The following is a 20,598-nucleotide window of genomic DNA, read 5'->3' as shown; positions in this document are numbered from 1 at the left end:
TCCTTTCCTGACAATCATCAATATAACTAATCATTTCATGAAAGTATTAGAAATCAATGAATATGTAAATAATTTTCTAACTTTTACTTATTAAAATTATTTTTATTTTTCTCAAAGCAAAAAAAACCCTGCATTTTTCAATGCAGGGTGATTTTTCTTAATAGAAATTAAATTTCTGTACTAACCTGCTTAATGTAATTAGTTACAAGATAGTTAGTGATTAAAGAGATATCCTTGGACAGATTCTGTAACTCATTCCATTTACGAACAATGCGCTGACCATCGATGTCAGTCCCAAAGTCCCACGTCCCGTTACTCCATGCGCATAGCGGCTTGATTCGATTTAACTCTTCAACGAAGCGGATATAGGAAGGGATATCGGTCCAGCCGTTTTCACCTTTGTATTCCTGATGCACGTGATCGATTTCATCCATAAGGCTGCCCAGCGCAAGGATGCCAACGCCGTGTAACAAGCGGGAATAGCGAGGCTTTTTTATCCCAGTCATCAGTAAACACAGTTTCCACCGCTGACCAGAAGTTATTTAACAGCTTAACCATTTTACCTTCATCCCCCCAATCCAGTCGCTGGGTCACGGAAGCGATACAATGCCCCTTCACGCAGGCTGGAATCGATCATCTTGATCATTGAGTTGTCGGCAATTACTCCATCAGGGTTCGTCGCAGTCTTGATGCGACCGGCCAGAGGACCTTCGCCAAAATTAAGTCTCTGAGTCAGAAGTGATGGAAATTTACGCATCTGCAGATCTGATGGAAGTCGACCATGAGTGTGCGGTGCCAATTCGTATAACAACGTTTTAGGCAGGGGTTTAGTCGAGTTCACCAGCATAAATTGTTCACGTTGTTCTTCGGCATCATTGGCGATAAATGCTGATACTGGCATCATAAACGAGTCTATCTCAGCATCCCGAAGTGCTGCTGTACGTTGTTGTCCATCAACAATAAAGCCAGGCTTTTCAAAATCCTTGTCTTCGGAAAAGGGAATTACCAGATGCCCCATATCACCATTATCTGATAGCGGCTCAAAGCGCACACGCTGATCGAAAGCAATAATGACAGGGTTTGGGATCATTGGGTTAACGCTTTCGATATAACGCTGGATTTCACGAATATGATTGCGAACCTCTGGCCGTTGATAACCAATCAAACTTTCTTCGCCACGACGAATACGAGATATCGCGGCGATTTTACTAATCTGTTTACCTTCTATCGCGAGGCTATAAAGTTGCCTGTTTTCTCCTTGCCTGATTCTCAAGGCAGGAACACGATATTCACTCATGACAATTCCTCTGGGCGCTGTGACAAAGTCTGTTGTAAGCGACTGTACAACACCTGAATATTGTGGAAACCACGGCGACGGTTACGTTCTGCGCCGCGGAAAATGATGACGTTGATGCCAATGGACTTGCAAATATTGCAATGGCACTGCTTCCATGGACGCTCACTTAAAGTACGGTGGTAGTCTGCGCGAATCTTATCCGCCTCTTTTTCACCGGAATGAAAGCGTTCATAAGCTAAAACTGCTTCTAATGCCTGCATTAGTGACATCGAGCCTTTGTCGAATTCAAACAGGGCATTCATGGCATCTTTTTCCAGATGACGTGCAACATCTTGATCAATAACTCCAGACTTAATTTTCCGGCTCAAGCTTGGGTTCGCGTCAAATTGAGGTACACGCACAGCGGTATAGGCTGGGCCAGCAAGAGAGTGGTAATTATTTTTTCGATCTTTAAAGGCTTGCTGCAATGGGGTTGTGGAGTCGATACTGGTAACGCCAAACTTAATAAAATCTACAAAACTCTCTGGACGAGCAATACCAAGTAAGTGCACTTGCGTATCGCTTTTAAGTAGTGGCTTGATCTCTTCCAGTGTCTCGAGGATCTGCACCGTTTTTAAAGGCACCATTCCCCCCCATCGTGATGTTTTTGTATCCCATAGCCAGAAGTGCTTCTACAGACTGCCGATAGGAATCCTTGCTCCAACCATGTGCTACACCAAATGGGGTAAAGCAACTTTTGTGCGACTTGTTAAGAAACTCCTGAGCCAGAGTCAGCGTGATATCCTGACGACGCCGACATTCGGCCAAAACTTCACCACCGAATACCTCTCCAGGTTTCTCATAACCAAATACGATATGATCAAGGGATACGCCATAATTGAAACGGGAGGTTTCATAAAACTCAATGACCTCCTCTACTCGATATGGCGGCACATCCTGATTAACATATGTGAATGCGCCACAATCTCCCATCGTTTCCATATTGTCGGGCAAGCGGAAAAAGTGCTTCATACCATTACGGAAGTACCGTAAACGTTGAGCTCGGGTATATTTACTTTCACCACCACCAAGACCATCGACTACTGCTTTAGAAACCAGCATACCGTCGTAGGGATGAGGAAAAATCTCATGCGGATAATGATCGTCACGCTGACGAACGCGATGTTCGTTACGTGTTTCGCGGAAGAAGTCGAAACTTGGATCGATAAAATCCTGACTATCCGGAAAAAAATACTTTAGCTTCGACAACTTACTCTCCTGACACCACTACAAGGTCTAAAAAAACAAGCAATTATATCATGGAATCCCATCTGGTAGCATTAAGGTTTGCTCTCACTTATGGCCTTGAACACAGCGCGGAACCGCTTCTCCTCAAAGGAATTTCCTTCATCACGAAAAGCCCGAAGAGCATGCGTAGCACTCAAACCAGGTTGCTGACTCATAAGCTTCACAATGTAGTGATTGACTTCTTGAGCGGTACGTCGAGTTCCTTTCTTAGGCTGACGCTCAGGTAATCCGTTTAGCTTTTCTGATAATTGTCGTGAGAGTTTATTTAAATCATTACATTGTCTCTCTGTGAACTCCTTTACTATATAGCGAGCAAGACTAATATTAAGTGAAATCATATTGCAATTTAAAAAGCCAGCCATACTTTGATTGCTCTTTAATAAATAACAGTCTAGTCTTTGCGTGACTTTTTTCGAGGTTATAATTACTAACTGCTTATTTGAATCAACAAGATAATTAAGCCCATTAATAACATCAAGTTCAATAGCATTGATGTAATCAGGAGAACCACAAATTATAAAATAATCTGTGCGCTTTTTTTTCATCAACTCAGTAATAGATGTAGGGTGATCTTTTTTTGAAAAAAGATCTTTCAGTTATCTCTTTCCACCATGTTCTATGAAAAGTTTTTCCAAAAAACTCATTTGAATACAATGGTATAGATTCGTCATAGCCTGCTGCAAACGTAGCTTTATAGGGTACGATTTTGTCTTTATGATGCAACAGGCCTAGACCTGCAGAAAGAACCCATAGATCAATGGGATACTGACTAAGAGTAGCTTTAGCAATCGCCCAATGCCCTCCTTTATAAAGATCCTCAGTGAGTAAAGTTTCTTTTTCAGAAATAGCCTCACTCATAGCGTTACACCACGAATTTACTAGTACACATGAAGGAGTGCGGCCTGATGAAAACTGACTTAAGCTCAATATCGCTTTGCCACCACTATTCTTGCCGTTTGTGCATGTTGTTATTAAGTTGATATTACTCACAAGCGCCCTCCCAAAAATTTGTAGCAAAGCTACCTCAGAAAAAAGGGACGTTGCAAGAAACGAATTGATGCCCCTGAGAAAATCTTCAGGGGCAGTTCTCAGTGAGGGATATATTCAAAGTATTCATCCTGAGAACTTGAGCAATCCTGACACCTCCTAAGAATCCCTTCCTTCTCCAAAGAGAGACAAAAAGTTCTACATGTCTCCAGAAGTACCTTAGGCTCTTCACTTTTATCATTTGTTATCAGTGCTCTGGCAAGGGTATCGTAGCTAAAGCCACCAGTAGAGTGCGATATAATGCTCATAGCAAGTTGGGTATCGAAAGCCTTCATAATGCCCCCCTTTGAGTAGTCCGCATAGTAAATTTATAAAAATTATTGGTTTCGATTCAAGGATACCTTTCCAATTCATCTTATCCCATACTTACAACACTAACATCTTAGTGCAACCTGGCAAGAACCTTACTTAAACAATTTTCGATTTAAAAACCAATTCAAAATTTAAAATAAACATATACTATTCAATTAGTTAAGAAACACTAACTTCAACCAGCTTATATGACCAGGATAGGCTTCAAAGTTCAGATCATAAGTAAAATGCTAAACCATTTCTTGAGGCTTAGCTTGTCAAGACTTCCATATCTTTCAGAGCCGTGTTAAGCCCTTTTTGAGGTTTTTGTGTGGGAATTAGGTATCAAGCGGGATAAATCCGCAACGGCATTTGCCTTATACCATTGGTCCAGATCGTATCAGGATGAACATAGGGTGGGTGATAAAGCGTGGCAGGGCTTGAGCAAACCGGAATCCCAGACACAAAAAAAGCCGCCCATGAGCGACTTAAATTTGCATACTTGGTGCCGAAGGCCGGAATCGAACCGGCACGCCTCGCGGCGGTTGATTTTGAATCAACTGCGTCTACCGATTTCGCCACTTCGGCACTGAAGGGTATGCGGAAAACGTTGAGGATTATACCGTTACCCCCTGTTTCCGCAACCCTTATCCGCAGGCGAAGGTGCAACTGCTGAAAAAAACGTCTTTTGGGTTCTTAAGGATACTGCGTGGCATCCTTGGCAGAAATTCTTCACTCACCCTCGCCTGCCGTAAAGCAGTCACTTCAGCTCTCCTGTTTCACTGGCGTAACAAAAGCTCTAACCCGAAACAGGCTTCACGTCCGTTACCAGCGTCGGCAGATCCCAGGTGCCGCCCGCATGGATATAACGACACATGCCGGTCCCGCCGTCATAGCTTTTGCGGAAAGCCTTGCCGTCCCATACCCAGCTTTCCTGACTCATGCAGTCACCGATACCACGGCCTTTCTGCACACTGGTAATTTCGCCCTTGTCGTAATCCGACCCGGAAATCGTTACCAGCACTGGCGTGCCTTTGAGTTGGTTATCAATGACCCAGTAACCATATCCTTCGTTATAAGCGGCACGCCAGCAGAGCGCCGAAAGCAAAGCGTGTGTGTCGTCCAGTGGCGTAAGCGTGAGTCCATCGGTTTCCGGATCACTGTTTTCTGCAGGTGAATACAGGCTGTCGCACGTGTCATCGTCATTATGATTGACCGTTGAAAGCAGTCGGGTTTTCAGCGCGTCGATTTCTGGTGCGGTCAGCAAACGGGGTTCGCCGCTGAGGGTTTTTGCCGCCTGAATAACCGGTGCAGGCACAGCTTTAGCCACGCTGCTCTCCGGTTTATTGCCCTTTTTAGTGAGTGCACCTGGCGTGCCGATACGGCCCTGAACATCATCAGCTTTCAGCAGCACGGCATAAGCGCCTTCGCCGGAAAGCAGGAAAGGCTTTGTGCCGCCTTTAAATTCGACTTTACCGCTGCCTTTGACGGCACTGATTACCGCAGAGGTCTGACTTGCCGAAAGCCGCCAGTTATCATCAGCCGCCACCAGATCGCCTGCTGATTTCCCGTCGATCCACAGCGTCAGTTTTTCCGCCGGTGTGCTGTCATCTTCGGTATCACCCAGCGTCACTTCTCCCACTGGCTCCGTTCCTGGTCCAGCGGCACGGGTAAGCAGAATGGAGCCGGACGGATCCTCTTCTTTGGCATAACCCGCAATGCGACAGGTCAGGGTGTTATCACAGACCACTTCCCAGTCTTTGTGCTCAAGCGTTTTTCCGCTCTGGGCGGCCTGAGCCGTCAGGGAGAACACCGCCAGTACGAAAAGCATCGGTTTACAGTTCACTTTATTCCCTTATGTTTTATTCCTGCCCGGCCTGCGCAGATATTTCCTGATTATACCGAAGAAGATATGACGCCGTTGTCCGTTTTTACTGCCCCACAAACGCAAAAAGAGCCAACCTCACGGTTGGCTCCTTATTGCATCTTGCATGCTCAGCATCTGGCATCAGCGGTGCCCATTAGCGCCTGTTGTTGTCAGGATAAGCGCCTCAATGCGAGTGATCGTGCAGTTTGTTTCCGACCTTATCCTTCACTTCGCTGGCTTTCTCACTCACCTTCTCAGTCAGGCTCTCTTTGTGGTCACGGTTATGTGCACCTGGTGACTGCGTGCCTGCTGCGGCGGTCGCAGGTTTTACCCCTGCGGTCGTACCCGGAAGTTCGCGCTCCAGACCACCTCGTGCATGGTCGATATCCACTTCCTGACGGCGTACCGTGTCGTTAATCGTCTCGGTACGATCACTGCCGTCGGTACGCACCACCACTTCTTCTTTCACGTGGGTCGTTTTGTTGATCACCGGCTGCTCATGGGTCTCAGCGACCTCGACGGTTTTCTCTGACCAGTCCACTTCACCAGCCAGCGCGGGTTCATTCACCGAACGGCGGAAGATGTCAGCGTGCTGCTCATGCAGCGAAATATCTTCAGATACAGTATCGGTCACGGTGTAGCGGCGAACACGAGTAGAGCCTTCACTCACCAGACGTTTACCCACTTCCACCTGCTCTTCGGCAAGACGCAGAATGTCAGCTTCGCTCTCATCACCGGTCAGTGAGGTGCGTCGCGGTTCAACCTGGCGGTCGTTGGTCTCGCCAGCAAACTGCTTACCTGCCGTCGTCGGGTTGATGCCCGGCGCGGTGGTGCCATTCTCAACCGAGCTTTGCATACGTGACGGTACGTCCACCGAGTCATGAGAATGGAGAATGGTCATGGCGCGAGCCAACTTCTCCTCCTCGGTGCGGATAGTCAGCACTACGCCTCCCTTGTCCATCGCTCTGGTGTAAACATCGGCCTGCTCTTTATCAACGGAGTGACCAAACAGACGCTGCCAGATGCTGGGATGGCGGATAGAGTGTCCTTCCTCCTGCAAACGTTCTCCACTGATAAGACTGATGTCCCGATCAGAAAAGCCTGCTTTCACGAGATTTCTTTTCGCGGCCTCTGCCTGAATTGCAGAATCGAACAGTGTTACGATTTTTTCATGTGCCATGATAGGTTCCTCTCTGTTAGCTAATTTGATCGTCATCTCTTTCAACGTTCACCTGCTGCTCACGTCGGGTCACCACCTCCTGAAAAGGAACATTCTCCTGCACTTTTCGGATGTGGATCTCCTCTTTAAGCACCAGCTTTCTGACGATTTGGATTTCTTCCTCTACTACCGGGACAATCAGTACACCGTTCTCTTCCCTGATTTCGGGCATCGTTTCAACGGGTTGCGCTTTCGCTACATGCTCAACCTCAACCTTCTCCCGGTTAAGCAGTGTACTGATGACCTCGTCATGCTCAGTTGTGGAGCGGGTAACACGGACATGTCCATCCACAATCTTTTGCTTCGTCAGGGCTATTTGCTCTTCAGCGAGTTTAAGCGTGACCTCTGCATTATTATTGTGCTCTGGCTGTCCAGCCATAATATCGCTCCCGTTAAATTAAATATCTGCCACAACTGCCTGACACAGTGATTAAGCATGAACACTCTGGCTGATTTCGCAAGCCGGAATAATAAAAAATTCCGCTAACTCAATTTAATTACGGTACAAAAAACCGCATCAAAAAACAGCAACCCGGCTTAAATCACCGCTACGCTAAAAATAAAAAATAAATAAAATACATGAATTTATATTAATATGATTTCGCAGGTAAATATTACCAGACCAGACGCAAGCGCTTAGAAAACACGCTATAAGCAAAGCGGTAACTTTAATTTAAACCAGGACGATTCCTGATAAACATCGTGAGGATATTAAATAATGTTTCCGCGGGATGTGCTTATTACTGCCTTCAGTTAATCACTTCACAGAATAATAACACCCACAAGCATCTGAATATTTTATCGCTCTTATTACAGAAGATTCCCAAAGTGCTATTTAAGACGCTTTTTATAAAAGGAAGTCAGGAACTTTCTGCCCGTCAGCCTTTCTTAGGAAAACTGAATAAGCACATACCGAGGTTGAAATGAAGCAAGCACAACGCAGTGCGTGGGGATGGGGACTGGCGGCACTTCTGGTCGCAGGCAGTGCATCAGCGGCAAGCTGGCAGGATCAGCTGAGCAGTGCAGCGTCGCAACTCAGCCAGCAGAACAACGGCAGCACCACCGGCACCACGCAGCAGAATGGCGGCATGTCGCTTTCTACCATTACCAGCATGCTGGGTGGCGGCGATAAAGCGGTCAGCGCCAACAGCATGACCAACGCCGCCGGTGTGATGCAGTACTGTGTCGAACATAACGTGGTGAAAAACAATGTGCAGTCGGTAAAAGATCAGGTGCTGAGCAAGCTCGGTCTGAACACCACCACCGCGCAGGAACAGAAAACCGACTACACCCAGGGCGTGGCCGGTCTGCTGAATACCGGTAACGGCCAGCAGTTGAATCTGCAAAGCCTGAGCAACTCGCCGATGGGTGAGAAGCTGAAAACCAAAGCCTGTGACGTGGTGCTGAAGCAGGGCAAAAACTTTATCTCCTGATCTCCTTCCCTTCTCTCCCCTCTCTGCTCTGAGGGGAGCGTTAAACGCCCCACTGCTGTGATGCCTGACATTCCCTTAACCTGGGGTTGAGCGCTATAGTGTTGTTTTGATTTCTACAGGACAGCACGCATGAAAGGCATCAACATCGCACTTTACTTCGACCCCGATCAGATTCAGGCCTGCGTTCACGAACAGGACGACAGCTATGTCACCAAAAAATTCGAGTATGACGATGGCGTGATTGAAGAGATCTACCAGTGGCTGGAGCAGTACGAACCCAAACGTACTCACATCTGCGTGATTGAAAACGAAACCGCCGAGCTGCTGGCCGATGAACTGGTCGACAGCGGCTTTCGCGTCCATCAGGTCACCATGCATCAGCTGTTGAGCTGGTTCGCTACCGAGCCGCCTTCCACGCCAGACGGCACGCCAATGCGCGCCATGCTGCGTTTCCTGGAAGATGAACATCCGCGTGAATATGAGTCGCGCACGCCGCAGACCGAAGCACTGATGGAGATGTTCGACGAACTGGACGCGCTGGAGATGGTAGATGACGCCGACGATGAAGACGCGCTGCCAGGCGATCTGCTGCGCGCCATGAAGAAGCATAAAATCACCGCCAGCGCCGCGGCCCAGCGTCTGCTGCCGGACATCAATGAGCGTATCCGCGAGCATCTGATGCAGTATCCCGAACTGATGACGCCTGAAATCCTGCAGGACTTCTTCCCGGAACTGCTTGAGGCGCTGGAGCGTCCGAAGCACTAATCACCACGGAAAAGGCGATTTGTCATGCTGGAGTTAATTAAAGCAGTCAGTCTGGGGCTGGTGGTGATCCTGCCGCTCGCCAATCCACTCACCACCGTGGCGCTGTTTCTGGGGCTGGCGGGTGAGATGAACTTCCAGGAGCGCAACCGACAGGCGCGCCAGGCTTCTATCTATGTCTTCGCCATCATGATGGTGGCGTGGTACGCGGGCAGCGCGGTGCTGAATACCTTCGGCATCTCCATTCCTGGCCTGCGCATGGCGGGGGGTCTGATCGTCGCCTTTATCGGTTTTCGGATGCTGTTTCCGGCTAAACCTGCCGGCCATTCTGTCGAAGCAAAGCAGAAACTGGATGAGCTGGATGAAGCCAAAGAGCCGGTGAATATCGCCTTTGTGCCGCTGGCGATGCCAAGCACGGCCGGGCCAGGTACCATTGCGATGATCATCTCCTCTGCCTCGACGGTGAGAAGCGGCGTCGACTTTCCGGCCTGGGTCATCACCGTCGCGCCAGTGCTGATCTTCCTGCTGGTGAGTCTGATTCTGTGGGTTTCACTGCGCAGCTCGGGTGCCATCATGAGGCTGGTGGGTAAAAGCGGCATTGAGGCGATATCGCGCCTGATGGGATTTTTACTGGTCTGTATGGGCGTGCAGTTTATCATTAACGGCGTGCTGGAAGTGGTGCGCACCTTTCACTAATCCGGGATTTCCCCTCTCCGAACGGGCAGAGGGGAAAACTCGATTACTTCAGCGTTTTACGCACTTCAGCAACCTGATCTTTGCTCACCGCTGGCGCGGTGTTGCTCCAGCCCTGGCGAATAAAGGTCGCCAGCTGCGCCACCTCTTCATCACTCAGACGCTGGCCAAAGCCTGGCATCGCCAGTTTCGACGGGGCCTTCGCGGTGGAAGGCTGCTGTGCGCCGGCCAGGATGGTGTGGATCAATCCGGTTGGATCCTTGGCATTGACGATCGTCGCCTGATCCAGCTCCGGGAAGATCCCTGGCGCGCCTTTGCCGGTCACGAAGTGACAGGCACCGCAGTTATCCAGATAAAGACGCTCGCCTTCGCTCAGGTTCTTCGCGGCAGTGAGTTTCGCTTCCGTTGCCTGCTGCGCCTGCACGTTGTACGCCTGCAATGGCGGGTTGCCGCCCAGGAACTTCAGGTAGGCCGCGATGGCTTTCAGATCGGCGTCGGTCATGTGTGAGCTGCTGTGCTCAATCACCGAGGTCATCTCGCCGCCCACCGCCGCTTTATCGTTGCGGCCGGTCTGCAGGTAGTCCACCACTTCCTGCTCGCTCCAGCGCGGCAGGCCACGCAGTGACGGCACATCCCAGTTGTTCAGGCTGCCGCCTGCCAGGAATTTATCGTCACCGCTATCCAGCGCTTTCTCGTTCATGCCCAGACCGCGCGGCGTATGGCAGCTGCCGCAGTGACCCAGACTCTCCACGATATAGGCACCGCGGTTGACCTCTTCAGAAGCTCCACCAATCGGCTGGAACGGCTTATCCGAGGCGAACGCCCAGTTCCAGAAACGCATGCCCCAGCGCTGGCTGAACGGGAAGCTCAGATCGGTTTCCGGCGGCTGTTCTGCGCTTGGCTGCACGCCTTTCATGAAGTAGACGTAAAGCGCGTGGATGTCGGCATCACTGATTTTGGCGTAATCAGGATAAGGCATCGCCGGATAGAGATGCGAACCGTCCGGTAATACCCCTTTGCGCACCGCGTCAGAGAACTGCTGCTCGCTGTAGTTGCCGATGCCGTGCTGCTTATCGGGCGTGATGTTGGTGGAGAAGATGGTGCCAAGGTTCGACTCAATCGCCAGCCCGCCTGAATAGTCAGGCTTGCCAGGCAGTGAGTGGCAGGCCATGCAGTCGCCCAGCCGCGAGAGATATTCGCCCTGCTTAATCAGTTGCGCTTCATCTTCGGCGTGAACCGGCAGCGCAAATCCGCTGGCTAACAGCACCGCGTTGGCAAAGATAAAAGACTTCAGTTTCAGCTTATTCATGCGCTTATGCCTGTACCAGTGGGCCGGGATTTTTCAGATACTGATCTTTGATCGCCTGTGCCGCCATCAGGGTGATCGCACCGATGGTATCGGTCGGGTTCGCCTGGAAGTTCTGCGGGAAAGCGTTGCCGCCCGGCACAAAGACGTTATGCACGTCCCAGCTCTGCAGATACTTGTTCAGCGCCGAGGTTTTCGGGTTGTCGCCCATTACGGCCCCGCCCACGTTGTGGGTAGAGACATATTTGGTCAGATCGAAATCCGCGCCCATTGGCAGGAAGCTCATGCTCATGCTGTCAGGGTTCAGCTCTTTCGCGATATTGCCGACGATGCCTTTCAGGTGCTGCTGCAGCTTCAGCTCATTCTCTTTCCAGTTGAAGGTCATGCGCAGCAGTGGCAGGCCACGGTGATCGTTGTAGTTCGGATCGAGATCCAGATAGATATCGCGGTAAGACTGACAGGTAGTGGTGATGCTGATCTTCATTGAATGACCGTACCACTCCTCCAGACCTTCCTTGTATCCCATGCCCCAGGTCGGCGTGCCTTTTGGCAGCGCGGTGCTGATCGGCGTACCGGTCGCCTGTGAGCTGTGGATCTTCGCGCCGCCGAGGAAGCCGAGTGATGGGCCGTCGAAGTTGCCTGGCGAGATATCGTTAAACATCTGGCCGGTCGCGCCCGCCGTAGCGTACGGATTGAAGTTTTTATCTTTAAAGAACAGCGTCGCGCCGCCGTTGGACAGGAACGCGTAGTTACGCCCTACCACACCTTCTTCGGTAATCGGGTTGTAAGGCTTGCCGATGCCGGAGAGCAGCATCAGACGCACGTTGTAGAGCTGGAAGCTGCTCAGCACCACGATTTTCGCTGGCTGGAAGCACTCGTTGCCGTGTGCATCGATGTAGATCACGCCTTTCGCAGTTTTCTTATCATCGTTCAGCACGACCTTGATCACTTCCGCATTCACTTCATAGGAGAAGTTCGGCATACGCTTCAGTGAATCCATTACGGCGGTCTGCGGCGACGCTTTGGAGTAGTTCAGGCAGGGATATTTACTGCAGTAGCCGCAGTAGTTGCACGGCGCGATCTGGTTGCCGTACGGGTTTTTCCACGCACGCGACACGCAGGCCGACGGGTTCGGGAACGGATGGTAACCGAGTTTGGTCGCCACCTCTTTGAACATCACGTTGTTCAGCGTGTCATCCAGCGCAGGCAGCGGATAAGGCTCAGAACGCGGGCCTTCAAACGGATCGCCGCCTTCCAGGATTTTGCCGCGCAGGTTGCCAGTGTTGCCCGACTGGCCGCAAATCAGTTCGAATTTGTAGTAGTAAGGTTCGATCTCTTCCCAGCTGAACGGGAAGTCCATCACCCGCATATCATCCTGCAGAATGCCCGGCTTGTAAGCCTCGTCGACATAGGTCTTCAGTTTGATATCGGTTGGTGTCGGACGGATCAGTACCGCCGTCCAGTGCAGGCCGGAACCGCCTACGCCGGTGCCCGGTGCAAACGCACCCCATTTACGGGTTGGCAATGCCGTCTGGCTGCTGTTGTAGCGGACGGTGACCGCCACTTCGGCGGGAGTGGCAAACACTTTGTTGCGCACCGCATAGGCGTATTCATCCGCCGGTTTCGGGTAGGCGAACTCGTCATAATCGCGATCGCCGCCGCGCTCAAGGGCGCGCACGTCCAGACCTGCCAGTGCCAGCTCGATGCTCATCAGCGAGCCTGCCCAGCCGAGGCCGCAGACCACGACGTCGACTTCTTTTTTAGTAACCTGTGCCATGATAATCCTGTTTCAAATACCTGATGTGGACGCGCCCTACGCGCGTTCGCCCTTCACACTGACCGGACCCAGCGGATAAGGAACGTTGTGCTGTTTCACCCATTCGGTGAAGCTGGCACGCGCGCCGGGGAAGCCGATGGCGATCCAGGCTTTCATGCCTTTATTACCGCCGTACATCGGGTCAGCAAGGTAGCCATGCTTGGTATCGGAAAGCAGCTGGCTGAAGAAATGCGCAGGCTTAAGATCGGCTTCGCCCAGTGCGGCAAAGTCGATCTCGTTTTTGTTTACCTGGGTCAGTACCGCATCTTTCTCTTCCAGCGTCAGTGCATGAAACGCTTTCTGATGGGTGTTCTGCGACCACTGATTAATCAGCCGGATACCGGTCTGATACATCTGCTGTGGGCGGAACGGGATCTGGTAACCCATGGTTGCGGGCGCCTGCGTATTGAACGGCCCCTGCATGTAGATTTCGCTGCCAAACGCTTCGCTGTGCAGCTGCTGATCGATAAAGATCGGCACGTTAGTTTCCAGCGCGCCCGGCGCTTTGCCTTTGCCGCCCGCCGGAATCAAACGGTCAGTGGCAGCCAGGATAAACTGCCACTCATCGGCACTAAAAAAGATCGGTTTGTAATCGGCTAACTCCGGTGCGGCCATTTCTGCTGCCTGTGCCGCAGTAATGCCTTTGAAGACCAGTTCACTTAATGGCAACGCCAGCAGTGAACCGAGCAAAAATTTACGCCTGGTGGTGGGTTTTTCTAAAAGCATATCCGCACGACTCTCATCTGCTAAATACCCGCTTTATTTGTTATGAAGCTGAAAGGCTGAGTGCAGGCGGAAAACTCCCCGCAGAGATCAACGCACGCGGCACAGACGACGGCAGAACAGACAAGGGCAGGTAGAATTATGGTTCGGTGACTAACGGAACTTATCGGTTAATAACCTGGCAATCTTAGGGATATAGATATGTCTGAATGTAAAAATTGAATTTAAGATGTGTCTTAGTAAAAGTTTATCATGGTGTTGCGAAAGGGTTGCGGAGAGGTAAAAGATTTACAGCGCGGAAATCGGGGGTAAAACCGCATAAACATCGGGTATTTAACTCTTTTAACGCAGGAATGAGGGTTATTATTTTCGCCCTGACATCATCACGCCAGATAACCGATAAAAAAATATCATACTTCCATACAAGAGAATGATTCTCATCGTTAACACTATAGTGACTTTGATAGTCATACAATCAGACTGTGCGCAATTTGTGATCGGCTGAGTAAAACCGGCTTTATTCCGCCCGCTGTAAAATGACAATAAAATAATTACTGACCGTCATTATCTTATTTTGTCTCTTTGCCTGAATGACTACGCTAATAATTGTGCAAAGCTCATAAGAAACCCGCATTTGGAGATTATCCGACGCCCGATAGAGTAGAGCTATCAACGACTCAGGATAACCCTCAATGCGAAAAACACTCTTGTCCCTGTTTACGGCTCTGGCACTGGTTCACCCGGCACACGCCGCCACGCCTGGCGACACGCTGGTAATTGCCGTTCCGCTTGATGGCATCATCAGTTTCGACCCGGCGGAAAGTTTTGAGACCGTCAGCAACAGTAGCCTGCGCAATATCTACCAGACGCTGCTGGAGCCGGATCATCAGAATCCGCAGCAGCTCTCGCCGCTGGCGGCCACGCGCTGGCAGGCAGGCAAAACGCCTCATAGCCTGGTGTTTGATCTTAATCCGCAGGCCCGCTTCGCCAGTGGTCATCCCGTGACCGCACAGGATGTGGTCTTCTCATTAACCCGCGCGGTAAAACTCAATAAAGCGCCCTCTTTTATTCTGGGTGAATTTGGCTGGACGCCAGAAAACATCGATCAGCAGTTTACGGTGATCAACGACCACCAGCTTGAGCTGCGCTGGCCAGCGGAGATCGGCAGCGATCTGGCGCTGCGCCTGCTGACCGCGCCGGTCTCCTCCATCGTCGACAGCAAACTGGCGCAGCAGCACGCCAGCAACAACGATTACGGCAATAGCTGGCTGAAGGTGCACTCCGCCGGCAGCGCCGCCTATGCCATCAAACAGTTTGTCCCGCTGCAGGCGCTGGTGCTGGAAGCCAATCCCAACAGCATCCGGAAGCCGCATCTGAAGCGGGTATTGCTGAAAGGTGTGGCCGATCCGGGCAGCCGCCGTCTGCTGATCCAGCAGGGTGATGTGGATGTCGCCTATCAGCTCGGCCCGGATCAGATTACCGCGCTGAAGAACACCGCCAATGTGCGTATTGATGCCTTCCCTTCCAGCCTGGTTTACTACCTGGGCTTTAACACCCAAAGCCCGCAGCAACCGGCGCTGGGGAATCCGGCGTTGTGGCAGGCGGCGCGCTGGCTGGTTGACTATGACAGCCTGGCGAACCAGCTGCTGAAAGGTCAGTACCGCATTCATCAGAGCTTCCTGCCGGATGGCTTCGATGGTGCGCTGAACACGACACCATTCCATTACGATCTGAAAAAGGCGCAGGCGATACTGCAAAAAAGGTGGCATCAAACCTGGCACCCATATCGCGCTGACGGTGGTGAACCAGCCGCCTTACATTGATGTGGCGCAGGCACTGCAGGCCAGCTTTGCCAAAGCGGATGTGCAGCTTGATATCCAGCCGGTGGCGGAATCGGAGCTGTGGAGCAAAATGCGCAGCCGGGACTTCCAGGCCATCTTTACTTACTGGGGCGCGGACTACATCGATCCCAATACCAATGCCAGCACCTTTGCCTATAACGTGCCGGGCGGCGGCAAAACCCTGGCGTGGCGCGTCGGCTGGACGATTCCGGAGCTGAGTGCACAGACCCGCGCCGCCGCCGGAGAGAGCGATGCGGTGAAACGTCGCAATCTCTACACCGGGCTGCAAACCCGCATCCAGCAGGATTCGCCGTTTGTCGTGCTGTTACAGGGCGCAACCCAGGTGGCGGTGCGCAGCAACCTCAGTCACCTGCAGCAGGGCATCGGGGTCAGCCTGCTCAATTTTGAAGAGGTGCAGAAGTAAACCACTGTTGCAGGCCGCTGCTCGCCGGGCAGCAGCCTTTTTTTTGATGAATAGTTCTCCTCCTGTGCCGCTCCGGCTTGCTATCCTTCAGGCATAACCTAATGCCTGAGAGTGGAAAATCATGACTTCCCCGCTACTGATTGCCCGTACGCCAGACGTCGAACTTCATCTGTTGCCGCAAATGGCCAACCGCCACGGCCTGATCACCGGCGCGACCGGCACCGGTAAAACCGTTACGCTGCAGAAACTGGCTGAATCGTTCTCCGCCAGCGGCGTGCCGGTCTTTATGGCTGACGTTAAAGGCGATTTGACGGGCGTGGCGATGGCTGGCCAGTCCAGCGAAAAGCTGCAGGAGAGGCTGGCGAAAATCGGCGTCACCGACTGGCAGCCGCAGAGCAATCCGGTGGTGCTGTGGGATATCTTCGGCGAGAAAGGCCATCCGGTTCGCGCTACCGTCTCCGATCTCGGGCCGCTGCTGCTGGCGCGACTGCTGAACCTGAATGAGGTGCAGAGTGGCGTATTGCAGATTATTTTCCGCATCGCCGATGATCAGGGTTTGCTGCTGCTGGACTTCAAAGATCTGCGCGCCATGACCCAATACATCGGTGACAACGCCAAAAGCTTCCAGACCCACTACGGCAATATCAACAGCGCCTCGGTCGGCGCCATCCAGCGCGGGTTACTGACGCTGGAGCAACAGGGCGCGGAGCACTTCTTTGGTGAACCGATGCTGGATATTGCCGACTGGATGCGTGTCGACAGCAACGGCAAAGGCGTCATCAACATCCTCTCTGCTGAGAAGCTCTACCAGATGCCGAAACTCTACGCCACCAGCCTGCTGTGGCTGCTGTCGGAGCTTTATGAGCATCTGCCGGAAGCGGGCGATCTCGATCAGCCAAAGCTGGTGTTCTTCTTTGATGAGGCGCACCTGCTGTTTACCGACGCGCCGCCGGTGCTGCTGGAGAAAATAGAACAGGTCATGCGGCTGATCCGCTCCAAAGGGGTCGGCGTCTGGTTCGTCACCCAGAACCCGGCGGATATTCCCGATCGGGTGCTGGGCCAGCTCGGCAACCGCGTTCAGCACGCCCTGCGCGCCTTCACCCCTAAAGATCAGAAAGCGGTAAAAACCGCCGCCGATACCCTGCGCGCCAATCCGGCGTTTGACAGCGTCGAGGCGATTCAGGCGCTGGGCACCGGCGAAGCGCTGATCTCCTTCCTGGATGCCAAAGGCAGTCCGTCGGTGGTAGAGCGCGCCATGGTCATTGCGCCCGGCTCACGTATGGGTCCGGTCACAGGCGATGAACGCAACGGCCTGATCAACCATTCACCGCTCTATGGCAAATATGACAGCGAAGTTGATCGCGAATCGGCATTTGAGAAGCTGCAAAAAGGGTTTCAGGCCGCCAGCGATCAGGCCAGTGCGCCCCCGGCGAAAGGCGACGATGTCGCGGTAGACAACGGTATTCTCGGCGGGCTAAAAGATATCCTGTTTGGCCGAACCGGCCCGCGCGGCGGCAAGCACGATGGCGTGGTGCAGACCATGGCGAAAAGCGCTACGCGCCAGATTACCAATCAGATCATCCGTGGCGTACTCGGCAGCCTGCTGGGTGGTCGTCGCCGATGAAACCGGCTCTCTGCTAAGATCAGGATATGGATAAACAACACGAACTGAAACGGACGAAACGTCTGGCGCTGCTGCTGTTACTGCTGGCCGCAATTACCTTTATCGTTACGCTTTTTCTGCCGCCCGGCTTCTGGGTCAGCGGCGTAAAAGCGATTGCGGAAGCTGCGATGGTCGGCGCGCTGGCGGACTGGTTCGCGGTGGTCGCCCTGTTCCGGCGCGTGCCGGTGCCCTTTATCTCGCGTCATACCGCCATCATTCCGCGCAACAAAGATCGTATCGGTGAAAACCTCGGTCGCTTTGTGCAGGAGAAGTTTCTTGATACCGACTCGCTGCTGAATCTGATTCGCCGTCACGATCCTTCCAACCTGCTGGCGCAATGGCTGAATGCGCCGGGCAATGCTGACCGCATTGGCCGCCATCTGCTGCAGGTCATGCGCGGCTTCCTTGATCTGACCGATGACACACGGATCCAGAATTTCATGCGTCGTGCAGTGCATCGCGCCATCGACAAGGTCGATCTCAGCCAGACCAGCGCCCTGCTGCTGGAGAGCCTGACGAAAAACAACCGTCATCAGGCGCTGCTGGACGCGGCAATCGAACAGCTACTGAAGCTGCTGCATAAGCCCAGTACCCGCGAGTTTATTGCCATGCAGCTGGTGCGCTGGCTGAAACGCGAGCATCCGATTAAAGCCAAAATGTTGCCGACCGAATGGCTGGGCGAGCACAGCGCCGAGCTGGTAGCAAACGCGGTCGATTCACTGCTGGATGATGTGGCGCTGGATCAGGGGCATGAGCTGCGCCTCGGCTTTAACCGGGCGGTCGACAAGCTGATCGTTAAACTGCAGAACGACCCGGAAATGGCAGAGCGTGCCGAGGAGATCAAAGGCTGGCTGAAAGAAGATGCCTCATTCAACCGCTACATCGGCGAGCTGTGGAATGATATGCGCAACTGGCTCAAGGCGGATCTCAGCAGTGATGACTCACGGGTGCAGGAGAAAGTGCGCGGTGCAGCCTTGTGGCTGGGCGAAACCCTGGCGGCCGACCCGGCGCTGCGTGACTCGATGAATCAGCATCTGGAACAGGCCGCACGCAGCGTTGCGCCAGAGTTTGCTGGCTTCCTGACGCGCCACATCAGCGACACCGTGAAGAGCTGGGATGCACGCGACATGTCGCAGCAGATCGAACTCAATATCGGCAAAGACCTGCAGTTTATCCGCATCAACGGCACGCTGGTTGGCGGCACCATCGGGCTGATTCTCTACCTGTTGTCGCAGCTGCCTCAGTTACTCCCGCTGCTGAGCCGATAACCGCCTGGTTTAACCGGATTGGGGTGGATAGAGGCCAAACTCGGTGATAATGGCGCTAACAAAACTGCGGATTTTCACCGTCTGGCGGCGGCCCGCCGGGATCAGCACATGCATGGGTCGTGCTGGCCCGGCATAATCGGGCAGCACCTGGACCAGCCGCCCCTGTCTGATCTCTTCAGAGAGAATGGAGGCCGGCCCCAGGGTAATGCCATAACCCTCCAGCGCCGCATGCAGGAGCGCTTTCCAGTCATTCGATCGCATGCGCCCCTGCGGATGTACCTCTTCAACCTTACCGGCCTGGCTGAATACCCAGCGGCAGGGTTTTGATGGCGACCAGATGCCATAAACGAGACAGGCGTGATTCACCAGCTCCGCTGGCGTGGCCGGCACACCGTGCCGCGCCAGATAGGCTGGCGACGCGCAGGCTATCAGCCGGTAGGGCTGCAGTGGATGGGCAATGATCGAACTGTCCGCCAGCGCACCAATCCGGATCACCACCTCATAACCCTCTTCAAACGGATCGACCAGCCGATCGCTGAGTTCAAGATCGACCTGCGTTTCCGGAAACCGGTCAAGATAGCGGGTCACAAACGGCGCCAGGCTAAAAGAACCAAACGTGACCGGGGCGCTGACCTTCAGCGTACCGGACGGCCGCTGCTGCATATCCAGCGCGATCGCATCCGCTTCCTGCACCTCTGCCAGCACGATTTTGCAGCGTTCGAAATAGTTGCGGCCCACATCCGTCAGACTTTGTCGTCGGGTGGTGCGATGCAGAAGCAGCGTACCGAGATGCTTCTCCAGCATGGCGATATGCTTCGCCACCATCTGCGGTGAGATTTGCAAATGCCCGGCGGCTGCGGCAAACGAGCCCGATTCCGCGACGGTAACGAACACGTTCATGCTGGTAAGCCGATCCATGATTCCCTCCTGTTGGTTGTTTATATTGCGTCTGTTTGTCGATTTATTCACCTCCTGTTTTTAATTAAGGTCAGTGCGTGAAACTCATCGAGGAGAAACGTATGAAAATAGGCATTATTGGCGCAGGCTTTGTTGGCCGGGCGATTGCAAAACTGGCGATTCAGGCAGGACATCAGGTGATGCTCAGCAACTCGCGTGATCCACGAACGCTGTTCAGCCTGAAACCGATGATTGGCTGTGAAACCGGTACCGCCACCGAGGCCGCAGAGTTCGGCGACGTGGTGGTGATTGCCGTGCCGCTCACGGCAACGGAACAACTTCCGGCCACAGAATTAAGAGGAAAAATCGTGCTTGATGCGGTCAATTACTATCCCGACCGCGATGGCGAAATTGAAGAGCTGCTCAATGGCCGCATCAGCACCAGTGAACGGCTTGCCCGCCTGCTTCCTGGCAGCCGCATCACCAAGGCATTCAATGCCATCCGCATGACCGATCTTGAAACTCAGGGCCTGCCGCCGGGCGATGCTAACCGGCAGGCGTTACCGCTGGCGGGAGATGATAGCGATGGGAAAGCGACCGCCACGGCATTATATGAAGCCTTTGGATTTGATGCGGTGGATGCGGGAGCATTAGCGGAAGGCTGGCGTTTCGAGCGTGCGACGCCCGCCTATTGTGTAGCCCTGAACAGAGAGCAACTTATCAGGACACTGAAAGAGACGACCCGGCACTCCGCATAAACAGGG

15 protein-coding genes, 1 tRNA gene and 3 pseudogenes are annotated in these 20,598 nt (G+C 52.8%); 7 read left to right on the top strand and 12 right to left on the bottom strand.

Annotation, left to right across the window (positions count from 1 at the left end; genetic code table 11):
• Positions 1 to 167: 167 nt before the first annotated feature.
• The 8 genes and pseudogenes from dbpB to JNO11_RS01860 all read right to left on the bottom strand — a co-directional run bounded on the left by dbpB (position 168) and on the right by JNO11_RS01860 (position 7,387).
• Positions 168 to 1,297: pseudogene (dbpB, locus tag JNO11_RS24735) on the bottom strand (DGQHR domain-containing protein DpdB).
• Positions 1,294 to 2,545 (bottom strand): annotated as a pseudogene (gene dpdA, locus JNO11_RS01890) (tRNA-guanine transglycosylase DpdA). The pseudogenes dbpB and dpdA overlap by 4 nt, the downstream one beginning before the upstream one ends.
• 71 nt (positions 2,546 to 2,616) lie before the next feature.
• Positions 2,617 to 3,129, bottom strand: coding sequence for a hypothetical protein (locus tag JNO11_RS01885; protein WP_325176862.1), 513 nt, complete (start codon positions 3,127 to 3,129; stop codon positions 2,617 to 2,619).
• A gap of 4 nt (positions 3,130 to 3,133) precedes the next feature.
• Positions 3,134 to 3,442, bottom strand: a complete 309-nt coding sequence (locus tag JNO11_RS01880) for a hypothetical protein (RefSeq protein WP_325176861.1) — start codon at positions 3,440 to 3,442, stop codon at positions 3,134 to 3,136.
• Between the two features lie 983 nt (positions 3,443 to 4,425).
• Positions 4,426 to 4,510: transfer RNA gene (locus JNO11_RS01875), tRNA-Leu, on the bottom strand.
• Between the two features lie 211 nt (positions 4,511 to 4,721).
• Positions 4,722 to 5,753: a DUF1176 domain-containing protein gene (locus JNO11_RS01870; RefSeq protein ID WP_325177636.1), complete on the bottom strand. Its 1,032-nt coding sequence runs from the start codon at positions 5,751 to 5,753 to the stop codon at positions 4,722 to 4,724.
• Positions 5,754 to 5,973: 220 nt separating this feature from the next.
• A complete protein-coding gene (locus JNO11_RS01865; protein ID WP_083070269.1) occupies positions 5,974 to 6,969 on the bottom strand; it encodes a YsnF/AvaK domain-containing protein in 996 nt (331 codons plus the stop codon).
• A 16-nt stretch (positions 6,970 to 6,985) separates the two neighbouring features.
• Positions 6,986 to 7,387 (bottom strand): DUF2382 domain-containing protein, encoded by a 402-nt coding sequence (locus tag JNO11_RS01860; protein WP_010251609.1) that lies wholly within the window; start codon positions 7,385 to 7,387, stop codon positions 6,986 to 6,988.
• Positions 7,388 to 7,931: 544 nt separating this feature from the next.
• Here JNO11_RS01860 and JNO11_RS01855 point away from each other — a divergent pair.
• The 3 genes from JNO11_RS01855 to JNO11_RS01845 all read left to right on the top strand — a co-directional run bounded on the left by JNO11_RS01855 (position 7,932) and on the right by JNO11_RS01845 (position 9,899).
• Entirely contained in the window at positions 7,932 to 8,441 is a 510-nt protein-coding gene (locus tag JNO11_RS01855) for a DUF2501 domain-containing protein (protein ID WP_010251612.1), read from the top strand.
• A gap of 129 nt (positions 8,442 to 8,570) precedes the next feature.
• The gene (locus tag JNO11_RS01850) at positions 8,571 to 9,206 is read left to right on the top strand and encodes a hypothetical protein (protein ID WP_010251615.1); all 636 of its coding nucleotides are present in this window, start codon (positions 8,571 to 8,573) and stop codon (positions 9,204 to 9,206) included.
• 24 nt (positions 9,207 to 9,230) lie between these two features.
• A complete protein-coding gene (locus tag JNO11_RS01845; RefSeq protein ID WP_010251618.1) occupies positions 9,231 to 9,899 on the top strand; it encodes a MarC family NAAT transporter in 669 nt (222 codons plus the stop codon).
• A gap of 43 nt (positions 9,900 to 9,942) precedes the next feature.
• On the opposite strand, the gene JNO11_RS01840 is transcribed toward JNO11_RS01845, so the two are convergent.
• Genes JNO11_RS01840 through JNO11_RS01830 form a run of 3 tightly spaced genes read right to left on the bottom strand, consistent with a single transcriptional unit; the run spans position 9,943 to position 13,744 of the window.
• Positions 9,943 to 11,205, bottom strand: coding sequence for a cytochrome c (locus JNO11_RS01840; RefSeq protein ID WP_010671773.1), 1,263 nt, complete (start codon positions 11,203 to 11,205; stop codon positions 9,943 to 9,945).
• 4 nt (positions 11,206 to 11,209) lie between these two features.
• Positions 11,210 to 12,979: a GMC family oxidoreductase gene (locus JNO11_RS01835; protein WP_325176860.1), complete on the bottom strand. Its 1,770-nt coding sequence runs from the start codon at positions 12,977 to 12,979 to the stop codon at positions 11,210 to 11,212.
• A 36-nt stretch (positions 12,980 to 13,015) separates the two neighbouring features.
• Positions 13,016 to 13,744, bottom strand: a complete 729-nt coding sequence (locus JNO11_RS01830; protein WP_010251628.1) for a gluconate 2-dehydrogenase subunit 3 family protein — start codon at positions 13,742 to 13,744, stop codon at positions 13,016 to 13,018.
• Positions 13,745 to 14,433: 689 nt separating this feature from the next.
• On the opposite strand from JNO11_RS01830, the pseudogene JNO11_RS01825 reads away from it, so the two are divergent.
• The 3 genes and pseudogenes from JNO11_RS01825 to JNO11_RS01815 all read left to right on the top strand — a co-directional run bounded on the left by JNO11_RS01825 (position 14,434) and on the right by JNO11_RS01815 (position 18,937).
• A pseudogene (locus JNO11_RS01825) lies at positions 14,434 to 16,006 on the top strand (ABC transporter substrate-binding protein).
• A gap of 121 nt (positions 16,007 to 16,127) precedes the next feature.
• Entirely contained in the window at positions 16,128 to 17,630 is a 1,503-nt protein-coding gene (locus JNO11_RS01820) for a DUF853 domain-containing protein (RefSeq protein WP_325176859.1), read from the top strand.
• Positions 17,631 to 17,656: 26 nt separating this feature from the next.
• Positions 17,657 to 18,937, top strand: a complete 1,281-nt coding sequence (locus JNO11_RS01815; protein ID WP_033759683.1) for a DUF445 domain-containing protein — start codon at positions 17,657 to 17,659, stop codon at positions 18,935 to 18,937.
• 9 nt (positions 18,938 to 18,946) lie between these two features.
• On the opposite strand, the gene JNO11_RS01810 is transcribed toward JNO11_RS01815, so the two are convergent.
• Positions 18,947 to 19,855, bottom strand: coding sequence for a LysR family transcriptional regulator (locus tag JNO11_RS01810; RefSeq protein WP_010251641.1), 909 nt, complete (start codon positions 19,853 to 19,855; stop codon positions 18,947 to 18,949).
• 101 nt (positions 19,856 to 19,956) lie between these two features.
• Here JNO11_RS01810 and JNO11_RS01805 point away from each other — a divergent pair, with 101 nt between their 5' ends.
• Positions 19,957 to 20,592, top strand: a complete 636-nt coding sequence (locus JNO11_RS01805; RefSeq protein WP_033770895.1) for an NAD(P)-binding domain-containing protein — start codon at positions 19,957 to 19,959, stop codon at positions 20,590 to 20,592.
• The last annotated feature ends 6 nt before the right edge of the window (positions 20,593 to 20,598 follow it).

This window comes from Pantoea sp. 1B4, assembly GCF_016925765.1.
Classification (GTDB): Bacteria; Pseudomonadota; Gammaproteobacteria; order Enterobacterales; family Enterobacteriaceae; genus Pantoea; species Pantoea agglomerans.
The sequence above is the reverse complement of the archived record's forward strand: the minus strand, read 5'-3'. Positions and strand labels throughout refer to the sequence as shown.